Here is a 15658-nt window from a genome sequence, read left to right as displayed (position 1 = left end):
GACAAAATTGATTGCGCTGTTTATAAAAGGGCAGATAACCTAAGAATTAAGCGTAACTTAAACATTATTGAATTTGTTATTCAATGAAAAGGAATATCGATGCAATTATCTGAACGAATAGCTCAATTAAGCAATTACCTTGAAAGTGGTTTATATGAACGCCAGCAAGCTATTCGTTTGTGCTTATTAGCCACACTCAGTGGTGAAAGCGTATTTCTATTAGGCCCTCCAGGGATTGCTAAAAGCTTAATTGCACGAAGAATGAAATATGCCTTCCGTCATGCCCATGCATTTGAGTATTTAATGACGCGCTTTTCGACGCCTGAAGAAATTTTTGGGCCGTTATCTATTCAAGCTTTAAAAGACGAAGGGCGCTATGAACGCCTAACCAAAGGTTATTTACCTGATGCTGAAGTGGTTTTCTTGGATGAAATCTGGAAAGCTGGTCCAGCTATTCTTAATACGCTATTAACGGCTATCAATGAACGTAAATTCCGTAATGGTGATGAAGAAAAAGCTATCCCCATGCGTTTGCTCGTCACGGCTTCGAACGAATTGCCTGATGCAGATAATAGTTTAGAAGCCCTTTTTGACCGCATGTTAGTGCGTATCTGGCTTGATAAAGTACAGGAAAAACAAAACTTTCGGGCATTATTAACAGGAAAATCATCATTAGAAGAATCTCAAATCCCTGAACATTTAAAAATCAGTGATGAAGAATACCAACAGTGGCAACAAGAAATCCCTAAAATTACGCTGCCCGATCACTGTTTTGAGCTGGTCTACCAGCTGCGCCAGCAATTGGACGCCACTGACAAGCAAGTTTATGTCTCGGATAGACGTTGGAAAAAAGCCATTTATTTATTACAAGCAAGTGCATTTTTTAATGGCCGTAGCAGTGTTTCTCCCCTTGATATTGTGCTTTTAAAAGATTGCCTGTGGCACGATATGCAATCTATGAATGCATTACCACAGTTAATTCAATCACTTTTACAAGAAGAGGGTTGGCAGCAGCGTAAATTCACCCGTGAAATTGAGCAAATTTACCAACAGTGGATGTCATCTACGCAAGATCAAAACAGTCAAGATGCCTTTAAAGTGAATAAAAACAATGCGATGTTTGCCCGCAAGGCCTCATATGTGCTGCCTGAGTATGTTCAGGAAGGACGGATCACGCTGTTTTTACATCGTCCATTGCAATTGCATAATATGAAAGTGACATTTGTTACCACAGACAAAAAAGCACTCACTTTATTTTTAAATAAAGGTACGACGTTATCCGCACATTTAAACGGTATTGGTTTTGCACAAGAAATTGCCGCTGAAGTGAATAATTTAAATCAGATACAGTTATTAGATATAAGCCATCAATCATCAACATTATATATCCAAGATAAAACAGTGACACAAACCTCCACATCAAATAACCAAGAATGGTTAGATAAGCTGGATAACATTCAATCTGATATTCAAGGCGCTCGCTATCAATTTGAAAAGCAGCAACCCAATCTTTTTATTGAACCCCATTGGTTGGCAGATATTGAGCAAAGTTTTCTACAACTTTCAGAAAAATTAACGCAATTACGTAATCAGATCACAGGGAAAGTGGCTGAATAATTATGATGAGTTTAGCCACTCTGGAGATGCTGCTTTCGGTTAATGAAAGCCAACTAATTGAAGAGATTATTATCTCGCTCCTTGCTACACCGCAATTAGCGGTATTTTTTGAAAAACACCCTCGTTTAAAAAAAGCATTGTTAAAAGACTTATCCAGTTGGAAAACAGACCTGAAACAGCGCTTACAAGATGCGTTAGTTCCCGCGCAACTTTCTGAAGAGTTTGAGTTGTATCGACAATCCCTTGGTATCTCAACGGATGCTTTTTTTACGCGGCTTCCTTCTGTAATAGAAAGGCTTAACCAAATCGACTCGCCGTTTTACCGAGAAGCAAATCAATTACAAAGTGGTAAAATTGAAAATCGCAGTGCAAGGCAAGCTTTGTTTGTACAAAAGTGGCGAGTCAGCTTAATTTTACAAGTCACCACCCTGCATAAAGAGTTATTAGAGCAAGAAAAAGAGCAATTACTGGCGGAATTGCAACGCAGGTTAGCCTTGAGTGGAAATTTAGAAGATATTTTGGGTGAAAATGAGCGGGCAGCAGGACGTTTGTGGGATTTAAGCAAAGGGGTGAATATGACCTCTACTTATAATGACCAGTTGTTAAATCGCTACAGTGAATTTTTACGTCAGCAGCCTGAACTCGAAAAAATAGCTCAATTATTAGGGCGCAGCCAAACAGCGCAAGCTATTCCTGATGATAGCGTGGTTTTAGAACCGATGACCATCATGGAGAAAGTACCAGAGACAGTGCCTGAACAAGTTAATGGCTTAAACCAAAGCGATGATATTTTGCGTTTATTACCCGCTGAACTTGCGATGTTGGGTATCGAAGAAATTGAATTTGAGTTTTATCGAAAATTACTGGAAAAGCAGCTATTAACTTATCGATTGCAAGGGGATAGCTGGCAAGAAAGAAAAGTACTACGCCCTATTACACATCACCATGATGAAGAGCAACCTAGAGGACCATTTGTGGTGTGTATTGATACATCAGGCTCAATGGGCGGGTTAAATGAGCGTTGTGCAAAGGCATTTTGCCTTGCGCTAATGAAAATTGCGTTAGCCGATAACCGCGCGTGCCATGTGATGCTGTTTTCTACGGATATTGTGCATTACGATTTATTATCTGCAGATGGGCTGGAACAATGCATTCGGTTTTTACATCAAACATTTAAAGGCGGAACAGACCTTGCAGCATGTTTGCAAGAGACAACCGTTAAACTAGAGTCTAAGCAATGGATGGATGCTGATGCTGTGGTCATTTCTGATTTTGTAGCTCAACGTTTGCCCGATGAACTCATTCAAAAAATAAAAACCATGCAGAAGAAAGGGAAATACCGCTTCCATGCGGTATCTGTGTCAAACTATGGGAAACCCGGCATCATGAAAATCTTCGACCATATTTGGCGCTTTGACACCGGGTTAAAAAGCAGGCTTTTACGCCGCTTTAGTCGCTAATTACAGCATACCTTCAACAGATTCTTGCATGTCTGGCGCCCAAACACCACATTGAACTTGGCCAATGTGCTGGCGTTGCAGAAGTAGCATCACTAAACGGGATTGGCCAATACCACCACCAATAGTTTGTGGCATTTCACCTTTTACTAGTGCTTGGTGCCATTCTAGTTCCATCCGTTTTTCATCTTGTGTCAGGCTTAATTGACGCGTTAAGCATTCAGGGCTAACACGGATCCCCATGGAAGACAGCTCAAATGCGTCTTGTAATACAGGGTTCCACACAAGGATGTCCCCGTTTAAACCACAAAAACCGTCTTCGTTTTCTGTTGTCCAGTCGTCATAGTCTGGAGCACGTACATCGTGAGATTCACCACTGGATAACTTACCACCGATACCAATAAGGAAAACAGCACCAAGTTCCTTCGCGATTGCTCGCTCACGGCCTTTAGCATCAAGGTCAGGGTAGCGTTGTAACAGCTCTTCACTGTGGATAAAGTGAATTTGGTCTGGCAGGAACGGTGCCAGTCCAAACTCTTTACTTACGGCAGCTTCTGTTTCTTTTATTGCCTTATAGATTTTACCCACTGTCTGTTTCAGATAAGGAAGTGTACGCTCCTCATCTGCCATCACTTTTTCCCAATCCCACTGATCGACATAGACGGAGTGGATTGGGGTTAAGCGATCTTCGTCCGGACGTAACGCTTTCATATGCGTATAGAGTCCTTGGCCTTCACTGAAACCAAAACGACCTAACGTTTTACGTTTCCATTTAGCCAATGAGTGCACCACTTCAAAGGTCGCACCTGGGATTGATTTCACTTTTACTTGAACCGCTTTTTCACTGCCTGATAAGTTATCTTGTGTACCATCACCAAGACGACTCAGGATAGGCCCTTGAACTTCAATTAGACCGAGTTCTTTTTCAAGTAAACGTGAGAAATAGGATTTTACAAAACTAATTTGTTGCTGATGTTCAATGAATGACTTGTCCATAATTTATTACCCATAATTTGTTTGCTGTATTAGCTGATGTATAGATTAAGCAACAAAATGAGGTATAAATTCAATATCCATCATTAAAAAAAGCCTTTCCTATTTATTTTAATTAAAAAAATAGGTATAAAAATGAATAATCGTTAAAATAGAGGTAAAATAATGCCAGAAAATTATCAAATCGATAATCTCGATCGTGACATACTTCACGAATTAATGAGAAATGCACGTACACCTTATGCAGAATTAGCCAAAAAATTTGCAGTAAGCCCAGGGACAATTCATGTCCGTGTCGAAAAAATGAAGCAAGCAGGGATCATTAAAGGCACCCGTATTGATATAAACCCAAAACAGTTAGGTTTTGATGTCTGCTGCTTTATTGGCATTATTTTAAAAAGTGCAAAGGATTACCCAACAGCATTAAAAAAATTGGATGCCTTAGAAGAAGTGGTCGAGGTGTATTACACAACTGGTCAATACAGCATTTTTATTAAGGTCATGTGCAAATCAATTGATGCCCTGCAAGACGTACTTATCAACAAAATTCAAACAATTGATGAGATTCAATCTACGGAAACCCTGATCTCCTTACAGAACCCGATCTTACGTACAATCAACCCTTAGAAAAAAAAATGATATAACCACATTATCCACAGGTAGATCCCAGCTCATTCACAGCGTACAATAGCGCCCTATTATTGTGAAAGAGAATCACCATGACAAAAGTAACCTTAATAAGTGGCAGTACAATGGGCAGTGCAGAGTATGTTGCTGAGCACATGGCTGAGATTTTAGAAGAACTTGGTTATGAAACAGATATTCAACATGGCCCAGAGCTTGATGATTTAACACTTGAAGGCATTTGGCTGGTGGTGAGTTCGACTCACGGAGCAGGTGATCTACCTGAAAGTATTCAACCGTTCTTTGATGCTATAGAAGAAAGCTCACCAGATCTCAGCCAAGTGATGTTTGGTGCTGTTGGGATCGGTAGCTCGGAATATGACACTTTTTGTGGTGCGATCCACAAACTAGATACCCTATTAAGCGAAAAAGGGGCTAAACGGATCGGTGAATGTTTTGAAATAGACATCCAAAAACACGAAATCCCAGAAGATCCCGCAGGGGAATGGGTTAAAATTTGGGCAAACGAACTATAATTTGGTCAAAATAGCATCAGTCAGCTGTGGATAACTCAGGGTAGATCCCTTTATTAACCCGTAGTTATCCAGAGTATAAGTTTTAGGGCCACCAAGGCCTGTGCATAAGTACCCATTTTGATCCCAGCTTATACGCAATTGGATCACGGATCATTCACAGTATATGATCCTTTACATTTTTATGATCTTTAAAGTGAAAATCCACTTATCCACAGAAACCGATGATCCTAATAAAAGATCTAATAAAGAGATCTTTAAATAAAAAGATCTTAATATTATATAGGGGAGAAACCTAAGCTTGGTCTCTTCCTCAAACTTGAGTAGAATTCTCTCCTCAAATGCACAGTCAGCATTTTCTAACGTTTAAGGTTCACACATGTTTTATCCAGAGCAATTTGACGTCATCGTAATTGGTGGTGGTCATGCCGGTACTGAAGCAGCAATGGCAGCTGCACGTATGGGGCGTCAAACCCTATTACTGACTCACAATATTGATACATTGGGCCAGATGTCTTGCAACCCAGCCATCGGTGGGATCGGTAAGGGGCATCTGGTCAGAGAAATTGATGCTCTTGGTGGTTTAATGGCCACAGCAACTGACAAAGCTGGCATTCAATTTAGAACATTAAATGCCAGCAAAGGCCCTGCTGTTCGAGCTACTCGAGCACAAGCGGACCGCGTTCTCTACCGCCAAGCGGTTAGAACAGCTTTAGAAAACCAACCTAATCTAATGATTTTCCAACAACCTGTTGAAGATTTGATTGTTGAAAACAATCAAGTCACAGGAGCGGTTACTCGCATGGGCTTAAAATTTAAAGCCAAAGCAGTCGTCCTAACTGTTGGGACTTTCCTGGATGGAAAAATTCATATTGGGTTAGAAAACTACAGCGGTGGTCGTGCAGGTGATCCACCATCAATTTCCCTTTCTCAGCGTTTAAGGGAATTACCATTACGTGTTAACCGTTTAAAAACGGGAACACCACCGCGTATTGATGCAAGAACTATTGATTTCAGTCAGTTAGCTCAACAGCTAGGTGACGACCCAATGCCCGTATTTTCATTCTTAGGTTCGCAAGATCAACATCCACAACAGATGCCTTGCCATATCACTTATACCAATGAAAAAACGCATGATGTGATCAGAAATAACCTTGATCGTAGCCCAATGTATGCAGGGATCATCGAAGGGATCGGCCCTCGCTATTGCCCATCGATCGAAGACAAAGTCATGCGCTTTGCAGACAAAGACTCACACCAAATTTTCTTAGAGCCAGAAGGTTTAACCAGTAACGAAATCTATCCGAACGGGATTTCCACCAGCTTGCCTTTTGATGTGCAAATGCAGATCGTGCACTCTATGAAAGGGATGGAAAATGCAAGGATCATTCGTCCTGGTTATGCAATAGAGTATGATTTCTTTGACCCACGCGATCTCAAACAAACTCTGGAAAGCAAATTTATTAATGGCTTGTTCTTCGCTGGTCAAATTAATGGGACTACAGGTTATGAAGAAGCGGGTGCACAAGGGTTACTTGCAGGCTTAAATGCTGCACAACATGCCTTTGGCTTAGAAGGCTGGTTCCCACGCCGTGACCAAGCATATATGGGGGTTCTGGTTGACGATCTTTGCACACTCGGCACTAAAGAACCATATCGTATGTTTACCTCACGTGCAGAATATCGTTTGATGTTACGTGAAGATAACGCAGATTTACGTTTAACAGAAAAAGGCCGCGAGTTAGGCTTAGTCGATGATATTCGTTGGGCTCATTTCAACAACAAAGTTGAACTGATTGAAAAAGAACGTCAACGTTTGAAAGACATTTGGGTTCATCCTAAATCGGATAACCATACAGAGATTGATGGCATCTTAACCGTTCCTTTATCCAAAGAAGCTAACGGTGAAGATTTATTACGTCGTCCTGAAATGACTTATCAAATGCTAACTACGCTAAACTTATTTGCGCCTGCAATTGATGATCCACAAGCCGCTGATCAAGTTGAGATTCAAGTTAAATACGAAGGTTATATTGCGCGTCAGAAAGAAGAGATCGAAAGACAGCTGCGCAATGAAAACACTTTGTTACCTGTTGATCTTGATTACAAACAAGTGAAAGGCTTATCTAACGAAGTTATGGCAAAGCTGAACGATCACAAACCAACATCGATCGGCCAAGCTTCGCGTATTTCGGGGATCACCCCTGCAGCAATCTCTATTTTGCTTGTATGGTTGAAAAAGCAAGGCATGCTACGCCGGAGCGCTTAACATGGATTTATTATCAAAACTCAATCAATTGCTTGCAAAAACAGATATCGATTTAACGGAAAAGCAAAAACAGCAGTTAGTTAATTACGTTGGGTTATTAGTTAAATGGAATAAAGCCTATAACTTGACCTCTGTGCGTGACCCACAACAAATGTTAATTCGTCATATCATGGATAGCATAGTGGTGAACGGTCAACTCAACGGGCAACGGTTTATTGATGTTGGAACGGGCCCTGGCTTACCAGGCGTTCCTTTGGCTATTGTTCGACCTGACGCCCATTTTGTTTTATTGGACAGTTTAGGGAAGCGTGTACGCTTTTTAAAACAGGTTCAACATGAGTTAGGACTAACTAACATTGAACCTGTTCAATCGCGAGTTGAAGAGTACCCTGTTGGAAATGGTTTTGATGGTGTCATTAGCCGCGCATTTGCATCACTGAACGATATGCTAAGCTGGTGCCACCATTTACCGTCATCGGATGGACGTTTTTACGCACTTAAAGGTATCATTCGTGATGATGAAATGGTTCTGCCAGAAGGGTTTGCTATTGAGTCTATCACTGAACTTCAAGTGCCAGAACTTGATGAACAACGCCATTTAGTTAAAATTTCGATGAAATAAAGTTGCTTTCTATCAAATTATTTTATCTTTTAGAGCGATAGCCGAATGTTGAAAAACGGACGGCTATTTTTCGTTTTGAGCAAATAACAAAAACTCAGATTTTACGCATTATTTACACGGCAATAACGAATAAGTTTCAAAAATAATACGTTGAATGGAAAAAGTGAATGTAAATGCCTATTTTAACTTAATCGATTTAGCTAATAAAATAGTTAACAGTGAAATATTTGATTTATAGATTCGTTATTTAGCTTAAAAAATGTATTTCTTAATTATTTGATTTACAGATTAAATCTAATTTTTTTTGTGAAGAAAGTTGAAGGAATAAATAAAGCGAATAAAGCTAAATGTGATTAATGTCACAATTAAGTGAATGAATGTAGCAATTCATTAACTATTTATTAATTATTATAGCGACAATTCTGCGCTGACTCGAAAAAATTAAATATTTATTCACCTTTTCGCTACTTACTGATTGAATTCATTTCGCCTGCCCGTATAATTTGCACGTTTTTGTCTCTTGACACATTTACGCAAAGGCAGTTTTATACAACACTTAGCGTTTCTGAGGCTGAGAAGAGCTGGGAGTATACAAAAAGTTATGTCTGTATCCCTTTATGACAACAAGCATGCTGTAAAGCAGTTGTCTGTTCAGTTTATAACTTTAGTGATCCTCAGTGGGGCTTTCTGTGCAAATAGTATAGAATGGGGGGCCTCTGCTCTTGCTGGTGGGTTAGCATGCTGGTTACCAAATATCGTATTTATGCTGCTAGCACAATTTCAGAAAGCAAAAGAAGAGGATGAACCTGTCCGCATTGCCTGGTTCTTAGCATTAGGAGCAGGGCTAAAGGTTGTTACAACTATCGTTGTTTTAGTTGTTGCTTTCGGTGTGTTCAAAGCGTCATTAACACCACTGGGTTTGACCTATTTAGCGGTGCTAATTGTTCAGATTGTTGCACCAGCCGTTTTTAAACGGTAAGTATTTTTAAACTACAAAAGGGTAAGAGGCATCATGTCTGCATCAGGAGAAGTGATGACTACAGAGGATTACATAGGCCACCATCTGAGAAACCTTCAGTTGGACCTGAGTACCTTTAAGTTGGTCGATCCCCACGCTAGTCCAACATTTTGGACGTTGAACATTGACTCGCTTTTTTTCTCAGTAGTTCTCGGGGCTCTGTTCCTGTGGCTATTTAGAAGAGTTGCAGCCAATGCGACTAGTGGCGTACCCGGTAAGTTACAGACTGCAATAGAACTGATCATTGGTTTCGTTGATAACTCAGTCCGTGATATGTATCACGGTAAGAGCAAAGTTATTGCTCCTTTAGCATTAACGGTGTTCGTCTGGGTATTCTTAATGAACCTGATGGATTTACTCCCAATTGATTTCCTTCCGTATATTGCTGAGCATTATCTCGGGTTACCTGCACTACGTGCAGTACCAACCGCAGATGTTAGTGTCACTCTATCGATGGCAATTGGTGTGTTTATCCTAATCCTCTTTTACAGCATCAAGATGAAAGGAATTGGCGGATTTACTAAAGAGCTCACAATGCAGCCTTTTAATCATCCTGTCTTTATTCCAGTCAACTTGATTCTTGAAGGGGTAAGCCTGCTGTCAAAACCTGTATCACTCGGTCTGCGACTGTTTGGTAACATGTATGCAGGTGAATTGATCTTTATTCTTATCGCGGCTCTGCTTCCGTGGTGGTCACAGTGGTTGTTAAGCCTACCTTGGGCTATCTTCCACATACTGATTATTACGCTACAAGCCTTTATTTTTATGGTTCTGACTGTTGTCTATCTGTCGATGGCATCTGAAGAGCACTAATTTTATTAATCAATAATTGTATTAACTGAAACAAACTGGAGACTGTCATGGAAAACCTGAGTATGGATCTGCTGTACATGGCTGCCGCTGTGATGATGGGCTTAGCGGCGATCGGTGCTGCGATCGGTATCGGCATCCTAGGTGGTAAATTTTTAGAAGGTGCTGCTCGTCAGCCAGATTTAATTCCTCTGCTGCGTACACAGTTCTTTATCGTAATGGGTCTGGTCGATGCTATTCCGATGATTGCTGTTGGTCTGGGCTTGTATGTAATGTTCGCTGTTGCCTAATTAACGTAGAACATTAATTCACTAATGAATAAGAGGTATTGTCTGTGAATCTAAATGCAACAATCCTCGGCCAGGCTATCGCGTTTGTCCTGTTTGTTTGGTTCTGTATGAAGTATGTATGGCCACCGATTATGGCGGCCATTGAAAAACGTCAAAAAGAAATTGCTGACGGCTTATCTTCTGCAGAACGTGCTAAAAAGAACCTGGAACTGGCGCAAACCGACGCAACCGACCGACTGAAAAAAGCGAAAGCTGAAGCTCAAGTCATCATTGAACAAGCGAACAAACAGCGTGTTCAAATGATTGATGAAGCAAAAGCAGAAGCAGAAGCAGAACGTGCAAAAATCGTCGCACAAGCGCAAGCTGAAATTGATGCTGAGCGTAAACGTGCACGTGAAGAGTTACGTAAACAGGTTGCGATGCTTGCTATCGCAGGTGCCGAGAAGATCATCGAACGTTCCGTGGATGAAGCTGCTAACAGCGACATCGTTGATAAACTAGTCGCTGAACTGTAAGGAGGGAGGGGCATGTCTGAAATCGCTACTGTAGCTCGCCCCTACGCCAAAGCAGCTTTTGACTTTGCTGTGGAAAACCAAGCTGTCGAAAAATGGCAGAATATGCTGGCCTTCACCTCACTGGTGACGCGCAATGAACAGGTTGGTGAGCTGCTTTCTGGTTCTATTGCACCAGAAACATTAGCTAAAACGTTTATCTCTGTTTGTGGAGATGAAATTGACGAGCATGTTCAGAATCTGATTCGTGTGATGGCAGACAACGGGCGTTTAACGACGCTACCAGAAGTATTAGCTCAATTTATTCAATTGCGCGATGCTTTGGAATCAACCATTGAGGTTGATGTCATCTCTGCTAACGAACTGAGCGAACAGCAGTCAGCTAAAATTTCTGCAGCGATGGAAAAACGTCTGTCACGCAAAGTTAAGCTGAATTGCAAAATTGATAAGTCTGTTATTGCTGGAGTGATCATTCGTGCTGGAGACCTCGTTATTGACGGGAGTATCCGCGGTCGCTTAGAGCGTTTAACTGACGTCTTGCAGTCTTAAGGGGACTGGAGCATATGCAACTGAATTCCACCGAAATCAGCGAACTGATCAAACAGCGTATTGCTCAGTTCGATGTTGTGAGTGAAGCTCACAATGAAGGTACGATTGTATCCGTTAACGACGGTATCATTCGTATTCACGGTTTAGCCGAAGTCATGCAGGGTGAGATGATCGCACTGCCTGGCAACCGTTACGCTATCGCATTGAACTTAGAGCGTGACTCTGTTGGTGCGGTTGTCATGGGTCCTTATGCCGACTTGGCAGAAGGCATGAAAGTTAAATGTACTGGTCGTATTCTTGAAGTTCCAGTAGGCCGTGGCCTGTTAGGACGTGTTGTGAATACACTGGGTCAACCAATTGATGGTAAAGGTCCTGTTGATAACGATGGCTTCTCACCTGTAGAAGTTATTGCACCAGGCGTTATCGATCGTCAATCCGTTGATCAACCTGTACAGACTGGTTATAAATCAGTCGATGCGATGATTCCAATTGGTCGTGGTCAGCGTGAGCTTGTCATCGGTGACCGTCAAACAGGTAAAACTGCTTTGGCAATCGATGCGATCATCAACCAACGCGACTCAGGTATCAAATGTGTGTACGTGGCTATCGGCCAGAAAGCGTCTACTGTTTCTAACGTAGTTCGTAAACTGGAAGAGCACGGCGCACTGCAAAACACTATCGTTGTTGTTGCTACAGCATCTGAATCAGCTGCTCTGCAATACTTAGCACCATATGCTGGTTGCGCGATGGGTGAATATTTCCGTGACCGCGGTGAAGACGCACTGATCGTATACGATGACCTGTCTAAACAGGCTGTTGCATACCGTCAAATTTCACTGTTGTTACGTCGTCCACCAGGACGTGAAGCTTACCCTGGTGACGTTTTCTATCTGCACTCACGTTTACTTGAGCGTGCTGCTCGCGTTAACGCTGAATACGTAGAAAACTTTACGAAAGGTGAAGTTAAAGGCCAAACAGGTTCACTGACGGCTCTGCCTATCATTGAAACCCAAGCTGGTGACGTTTCTGCATTCGTACCAACAAACGTAATTTCGATTACAGATGGTCAGATCTTCCTGGAATCTAACCTGTTTAACTCTGGTATTCGTCCAGCGGTTAACCCAGGTATTTCAGTATCTCGTGTTGGTGGTGCTGCTCAGACTAAAATCATTAAGAAACTGTCTGGTGGTATCCGTACTGCACTTGCTCAGTATCGTGAACTTGCAGCGTTTGCTCAGTTTGCTTCCGACCTCGATGACGCGACTCGTAAACAGTTAAGTCATGGTCAAAAAGTCACTGAACTGCTGAAACAGAAACAGTATGCACCGATGTCAGTAGCAGAGCAGGCACTGTCTCTGTTCGCGGCAGAACGTGGATTCTTGGATGATGTTGAGTTAGCGAAAATTGGTGCGTTTGAAGCTGCTTTAGTTTCTTTTGCACAGCGCGAGCATGCTGACCTTATGAACGAAATTGGCCCGGCTGGTAGCTATAACGATGATATCGAAGGCAAGTTGAAAAAACTGCTCGAATCATTTAAAGCAACTCAGTCCTGGTAATACTATTCGGCCCGAATTTTTAGGGCCGTCTGGTTAATAAGGAGAAGCAGAAATGGCCGGCGCAAAAGAGATACGTTCCAAGATCGGAAGTGTACAAAATACACAAAAGATCACTAAAGCGATGGAAATGGTCGCTGCGTCCAAAATGCGTAAAACGCAGGAACGCATGGCGGCCAGCCGTCCTTATGCAGAAACCATGCGCAGTGTGATTGGTCACCTAGCGTTAGGTAATCTGGAATATAAACACCCATATCTCGAAGAGCGTGAAGTTAAGCGTGTCGGGTATCTGGTTGTTTCAACAGACCGTGGTCTGTGTGGTGGCTTGAACATTAACTTGTTCAAAAAGCTACTAGCGGACATGAAGTCATGGTCTGAGAAAAACGTTCAGGTTGATTTGGCTTTAATCGGTTCTAAAGCGGTTTCATTCTTCGGTTCTGTGGGCGGTAACGTCGTAACACAAGTCACCGGAATGGGGGATAACCCAACGCTTTCGGATTTGATTGGTCCAGTTAACACTATGCTACAAGCCTATGATGAAGGGCGTTTGGATAAACTGTATGTGGTGACTAACAAGTTCATCAATACAATGTCTCAGGAGCCAACTATTCTTCAATTACTGCCATTGCCTGCAAGCAATGACGAAACATTGAAGAAGAAGTCTTGGGATTATATATACGAACCCGATCCTAAGGCGTTGCTGGATACCCTGCTACGTCGTTATATCGAGTCGCAGGTTTATCAGGGCGTCGTTGAAAACCTGGCTAGTGAGCAGGCCGCACGAATGGTAGCGATGAAAGCCGCTACTGATAATGGTGGAAACCTGATCAAAGAGTTGCAGTTGGTTTACAACAAAGCTCGTCAGGCCAGCATTACTCAGGAGCTTACCGAAATCGTTTCGGGTGCTTCCGCGGTTTAACAGCTAGGTTTACGAATTACGTAGAGGATTCAAGATGGCTACTGGAAAGATTATCCAGGTAATCGGCGCCGTTGTGGACGTCGAGTTCCCTCAAGATGACGTACCAAAAGTGTACGACGCTCTTGAGGTTGTTAACGGTAAAGAAAAACTGGTGTTGGAAGTTCAACAACAGTTAGGCGGTGGTGTTGTCCGTTGTATCGCAATGGGTACATCTGATGGCCTGAGCCGTGGTTTACAAGTAGTAAACTTAGAGCACCCAATCGAAGTACCAGTAGGTAAAGCAACTTTAGGACGTATCATGAACGTTCTGGGTCAGCCTATTGATATGAAAGGTGATATCGGCGAAGAAGAGCGCTGGTCAATTCACCGTGCAGCACCAAGCTACGAAGAGTTAGCTAACTCAACAGAACTGCTGGAAACCGGTATCAAAGTAATGGACTTAATCTGTCCATTCGCAAAAGGTGGTAAAGTTGGTCTGTTCGGTGGTGCGGGTGTTGGTAAAACAGTAAACATGATGGAACTGATCCGTAACATCGCGATTGAGCACTCAGGTTACTCAGTGTTCGCGGGTGTTGGTGAGCGTACTCGTGAAGGGAACGACTTCTATCATGAAATGACCGACTCAAACGTTCTGGATAAAGTATCACTGGTTTATGGCCAGATGAATGAGCCACCAGGAAACCGTCTGCGCGTTGCGTTGACTGGTCTGACTATGGCTGAGAAATTCCGTGACGAAGGTCGTGACGTACTGCTGTTCGTTGACAACATTTATCGTTACACCTTAGCAGGTACTGAAGTATCAGCACTGTTAGGTCGTATGCCATCAGCGGTAGGTTATCAGCCAACGCTGGCGGAAGAGATGGGTGTTCTGCAAGAACGTATTACCTCAACTCAAACGGGTTCTATCACTTCCGTACAAGCGGTTTACGTTCCTGCGGATGACTTGACTGACCCATCACCAGCAACAACCTTTGCTCACTTAGACGCAACGGTAGTTCTGAGCCGTCAAATCGCATCTCTGGGTATCTACCCAGCGGTTGACCCTCTGGATTCTACTAGCCGTCAGTTAGACCCACTCGTCGTTGGTCAAGAGCACTATGATGTTGCACGTGGCGTTCAGTCTATTCTGCAACGTTACCAAGAACTGAAAGATATCATTGCAATTCTGGGTATGGATGAACTGTCTGAAGAAGACAAACTGGTTGTTGCTCGTGCTCGTAAGATCCAGCGCTTCCTGTCTCAACCATTCTTCGTTGCTGAAGTATTTACCGGTTCACCAGGTAAGTTCGTTTCCCTGAAAGACACTATTCGTGGCTTCGGCGGTATCCTGAACGGTGATTACGACCACCTGCCAGAACAAGCGTTCTATATGGTTGGTACCATTGAAGAAGCTGTGGAAAAAGCGAAAAAGCTTTAATCCAGCTGACAGGAGGTTGATATGGTAGCTGCAATGACATACCACCTGACTGTAGTGAGTGCTGAAAAACAAATGTTTGAAGGCCTAGTACAGAAAATTCAGGTGACAGGTAGTGAAGGTGAGCTGGGGATTTATCCACAGCATACCCCGCTGCTGACTGCCATAAAACCGGGCATGGTACGTATTACCAAGCAGTTTGGTGAAGAAGAACTAATTTACCTCTCTGGCGGTATTTTAGAAGTTCAACCAAACGGTGTTATCGTACTCGCTGATACAGCGATCCGTGGTAAAGATTTAGACGAAGCTCGTGCAGTGGAGTCTAAACGCAAAGCGGAAGAACACGTCCGTAAAGCACACGGCGATGTTGATTATGCTCAGGCATCGGCAGAACTTGCAAAAGCAATAGCGAAACTTCGAGTCATCGAGTTAACTAAAAAGCTAATGTAATGATAGCGGTATAGTAAAAAAAGCCAGT

Annotated in this window: 16 protein-coding genes; 15 read left to right on the top strand and 1 reads right to left on the bottom strand. The window is 42.5% G+C overall.

All coding sequences use genetic code 11. The annotated features are described in order from the left end of the window. Positions 1 to 99: 99 nt before the first annotated feature. Positions 100 to 1617 (top strand): ATPase RavA, encoded by a 1518-nt coding sequence (gene ravA, locus ACE2AL_RS00225; RefSeq protein WP_272681598.1) that lies wholly within the window; start codon positions 100 to 102, stop codon positions 1615 to 1617. A gap of 2 nt (positions 1618 to 1619) precedes the next feature. Further along, complete coding sequence (viaA, locus tag ACE2AL_RS00220; RefSeq protein ID WP_272681597.1) at positions 1620 to 3077, top strand: ATPase RavA stimulator ViaA; 1458 nt, start codon at positions 1620 to 1622, stop codon at positions 3075 to 3077. Here viaA and asnA read toward each other — a convergent pair whose 3' ends face one another. Continuing rightward, on the bottom strand, positions 3078 to 4070 hold the full coding sequence (asnA, locus tag ACE2AL_RS00215) for an aspartate--ammonia ligase (protein WP_206085511.1): 993 nt from the start codon (positions 4068 to 4070) through the stop codon (positions 3078 to 3080). Positions 4071 to 4232: 162 nt separating this feature from the next. On the opposite strand from asnA, the gene asnC reads away from it, so the two are divergent. From asnC to ACE2AL_RS00150, 13 genes are all read left to right on the top strand, one after another. Then, positions 4233 to 4694 carry a transcriptional regulator AsnC gene (asnC, locus tag ACE2AL_RS00210; RefSeq protein WP_206085513.1) on the top strand — a complete coding sequence of 154 codons (462 nt, stop codon included), beginning with the start codon at positions 4233 to 4235 and terminating at the stop codon, positions 4692 to 4694. 92 nt (positions 4695 to 4786) lie between these two features. Next, positions 4787 to 5227: an FMN-binding protein MioC gene (mioC, locus tag ACE2AL_RS00205; RefSeq protein WP_206085515.1), complete on the top strand. Its 441-nt coding sequence runs from the start codon at positions 4787 to 4789 to the stop codon at positions 5225 to 5227. Between the two features lie 376 nt (positions 5228 to 5603). After that, complete coding sequence (gene mnmG / locus ACE2AL_RS00200; protein ID WP_206085517.1) at positions 5604 to 7493, top strand: tRNA uridine-5-carboxymethylaminomethyl(34) synthesis enzyme MnmG; 1890 nt, start codon at positions 5604 to 5606, stop codon at positions 7491 to 7493. A gap of 1 nt (position 7494) precedes the next feature. Further along, positions 7495 to 8115, top strand: coding sequence for a 16S rRNA (guanine(527)-N(7))-methyltransferase RsmG (gene rsmG, locus ACE2AL_RS00195; RefSeq protein ID WP_206085519.1), 621 nt, complete (start codon positions 7495 to 7497; stop codon positions 8113 to 8115). A gap of 601 nt (positions 8116 to 8716) precedes the next feature. Continuing rightward, on the top strand, positions 8717 to 9094 hold the full coding sequence (gene atpI / locus ACE2AL_RS00190) for a F0F1 ATP synthase subunit I (RefSeq protein ID WP_206085521.1): 378 nt from the start codon (positions 8717 to 8719) through the stop codon (positions 9092 to 9094). Between the two features lie 33 nt (positions 9095 to 9127). Beyond that, positions 9128 to 9946: a F0F1 ATP synthase subunit A gene (atpB, locus tag ACE2AL_RS00185; RefSeq protein WP_042846803.1), complete on the top strand. Its 819-nt coding sequence runs from the start codon at positions 9128 to 9130 to the stop codon at positions 9944 to 9946. 47 nt (positions 9947 to 9993) lie between these two features. Continuing rightward, the gene (gene atpE / locus ACE2AL_RS00180; RefSeq protein ID WP_004093904.1) at positions 9994 to 10233 is read left to right on the top strand and encodes a F0F1 ATP synthase subunit C; all 240 of its coding nucleotides are present in this window, start codon (positions 9994 to 9996) and stop codon (positions 10231 to 10233) included. Between the two features lie 44 nt (positions 10234 to 10277). Beyond that, a complete protein-coding gene (gene atpF / locus ACE2AL_RS00175; protein ID WP_004906301.1) occupies positions 10278 to 10748 on the top strand; it encodes a F0F1 ATP synthase subunit B in 471 nt (156 codons plus the stop codon). Positions 10749 to 10760: 12 nt separating this feature from the next. After that, on the top strand, positions 10761 to 11294 hold the full coding sequence (gene atpH, locus ACE2AL_RS00170) for a F0F1 ATP synthase subunit delta (RefSeq protein ID WP_206085529.1): 534 nt from the start codon (positions 10761 to 10763) through the stop codon (positions 11292 to 11294). Between the two features lie 14 nt (positions 11295 to 11308). Further along, positions 11309 to 12850 carry a F0F1 ATP synthase subunit alpha gene (gene atpA / locus ACE2AL_RS00165; protein ID WP_206085531.1) on the top strand — a complete coding sequence of 514 codons (1542 nt, stop codon included), beginning with the start codon at positions 11309 to 11311 and terminating at the stop codon, positions 12848 to 12850. Between the two features lie 52 nt (positions 12851 to 12902). After that, on the top strand, positions 12903 to 13766 hold the full coding sequence (gene atpG, locus ACE2AL_RS00160; RefSeq protein ID WP_004906741.1) for a F0F1 ATP synthase subunit gamma: 864 nt from the start codon (positions 12903 to 12905) through the stop codon (positions 13764 to 13766). 34 nt (positions 13767 to 13800) lie between these two features. After that, positions 13801 to 15183, top strand: a complete 1383-nt coding sequence (gene atpD, locus ACE2AL_RS00155) for a F0F1 ATP synthase subunit beta (RefSeq protein ID WP_206085533.1) — start codon at positions 13801 to 13803, stop codon at positions 15181 to 15183. A 21-nt stretch (positions 15184 to 15204) separates the two neighbouring features. After that, a complete protein-coding gene (locus ACE2AL_RS00150; RefSeq protein ID WP_042846797.1) occupies positions 15205 to 15630 on the top strand; it encodes a F0F1 ATP synthase subunit epsilon in 426 nt (141 codons plus the stop codon). The last annotated feature ends 28 nt before the right edge of the window (positions 15631 to 15658 follow it).

This window comes from Providencia xihuensis, assembly GCF_041953405.1.
In the GTDB taxonomy this organism is placed as follows: domain Bacteria; phylum Pseudomonadota; class Gammaproteobacteria; order Enterobacterales; family Enterobacteriaceae; genus Providencia; species Providencia vermicola.
This window is presented reverse-complemented; position numbering and strand designations above follow the sequence as displayed.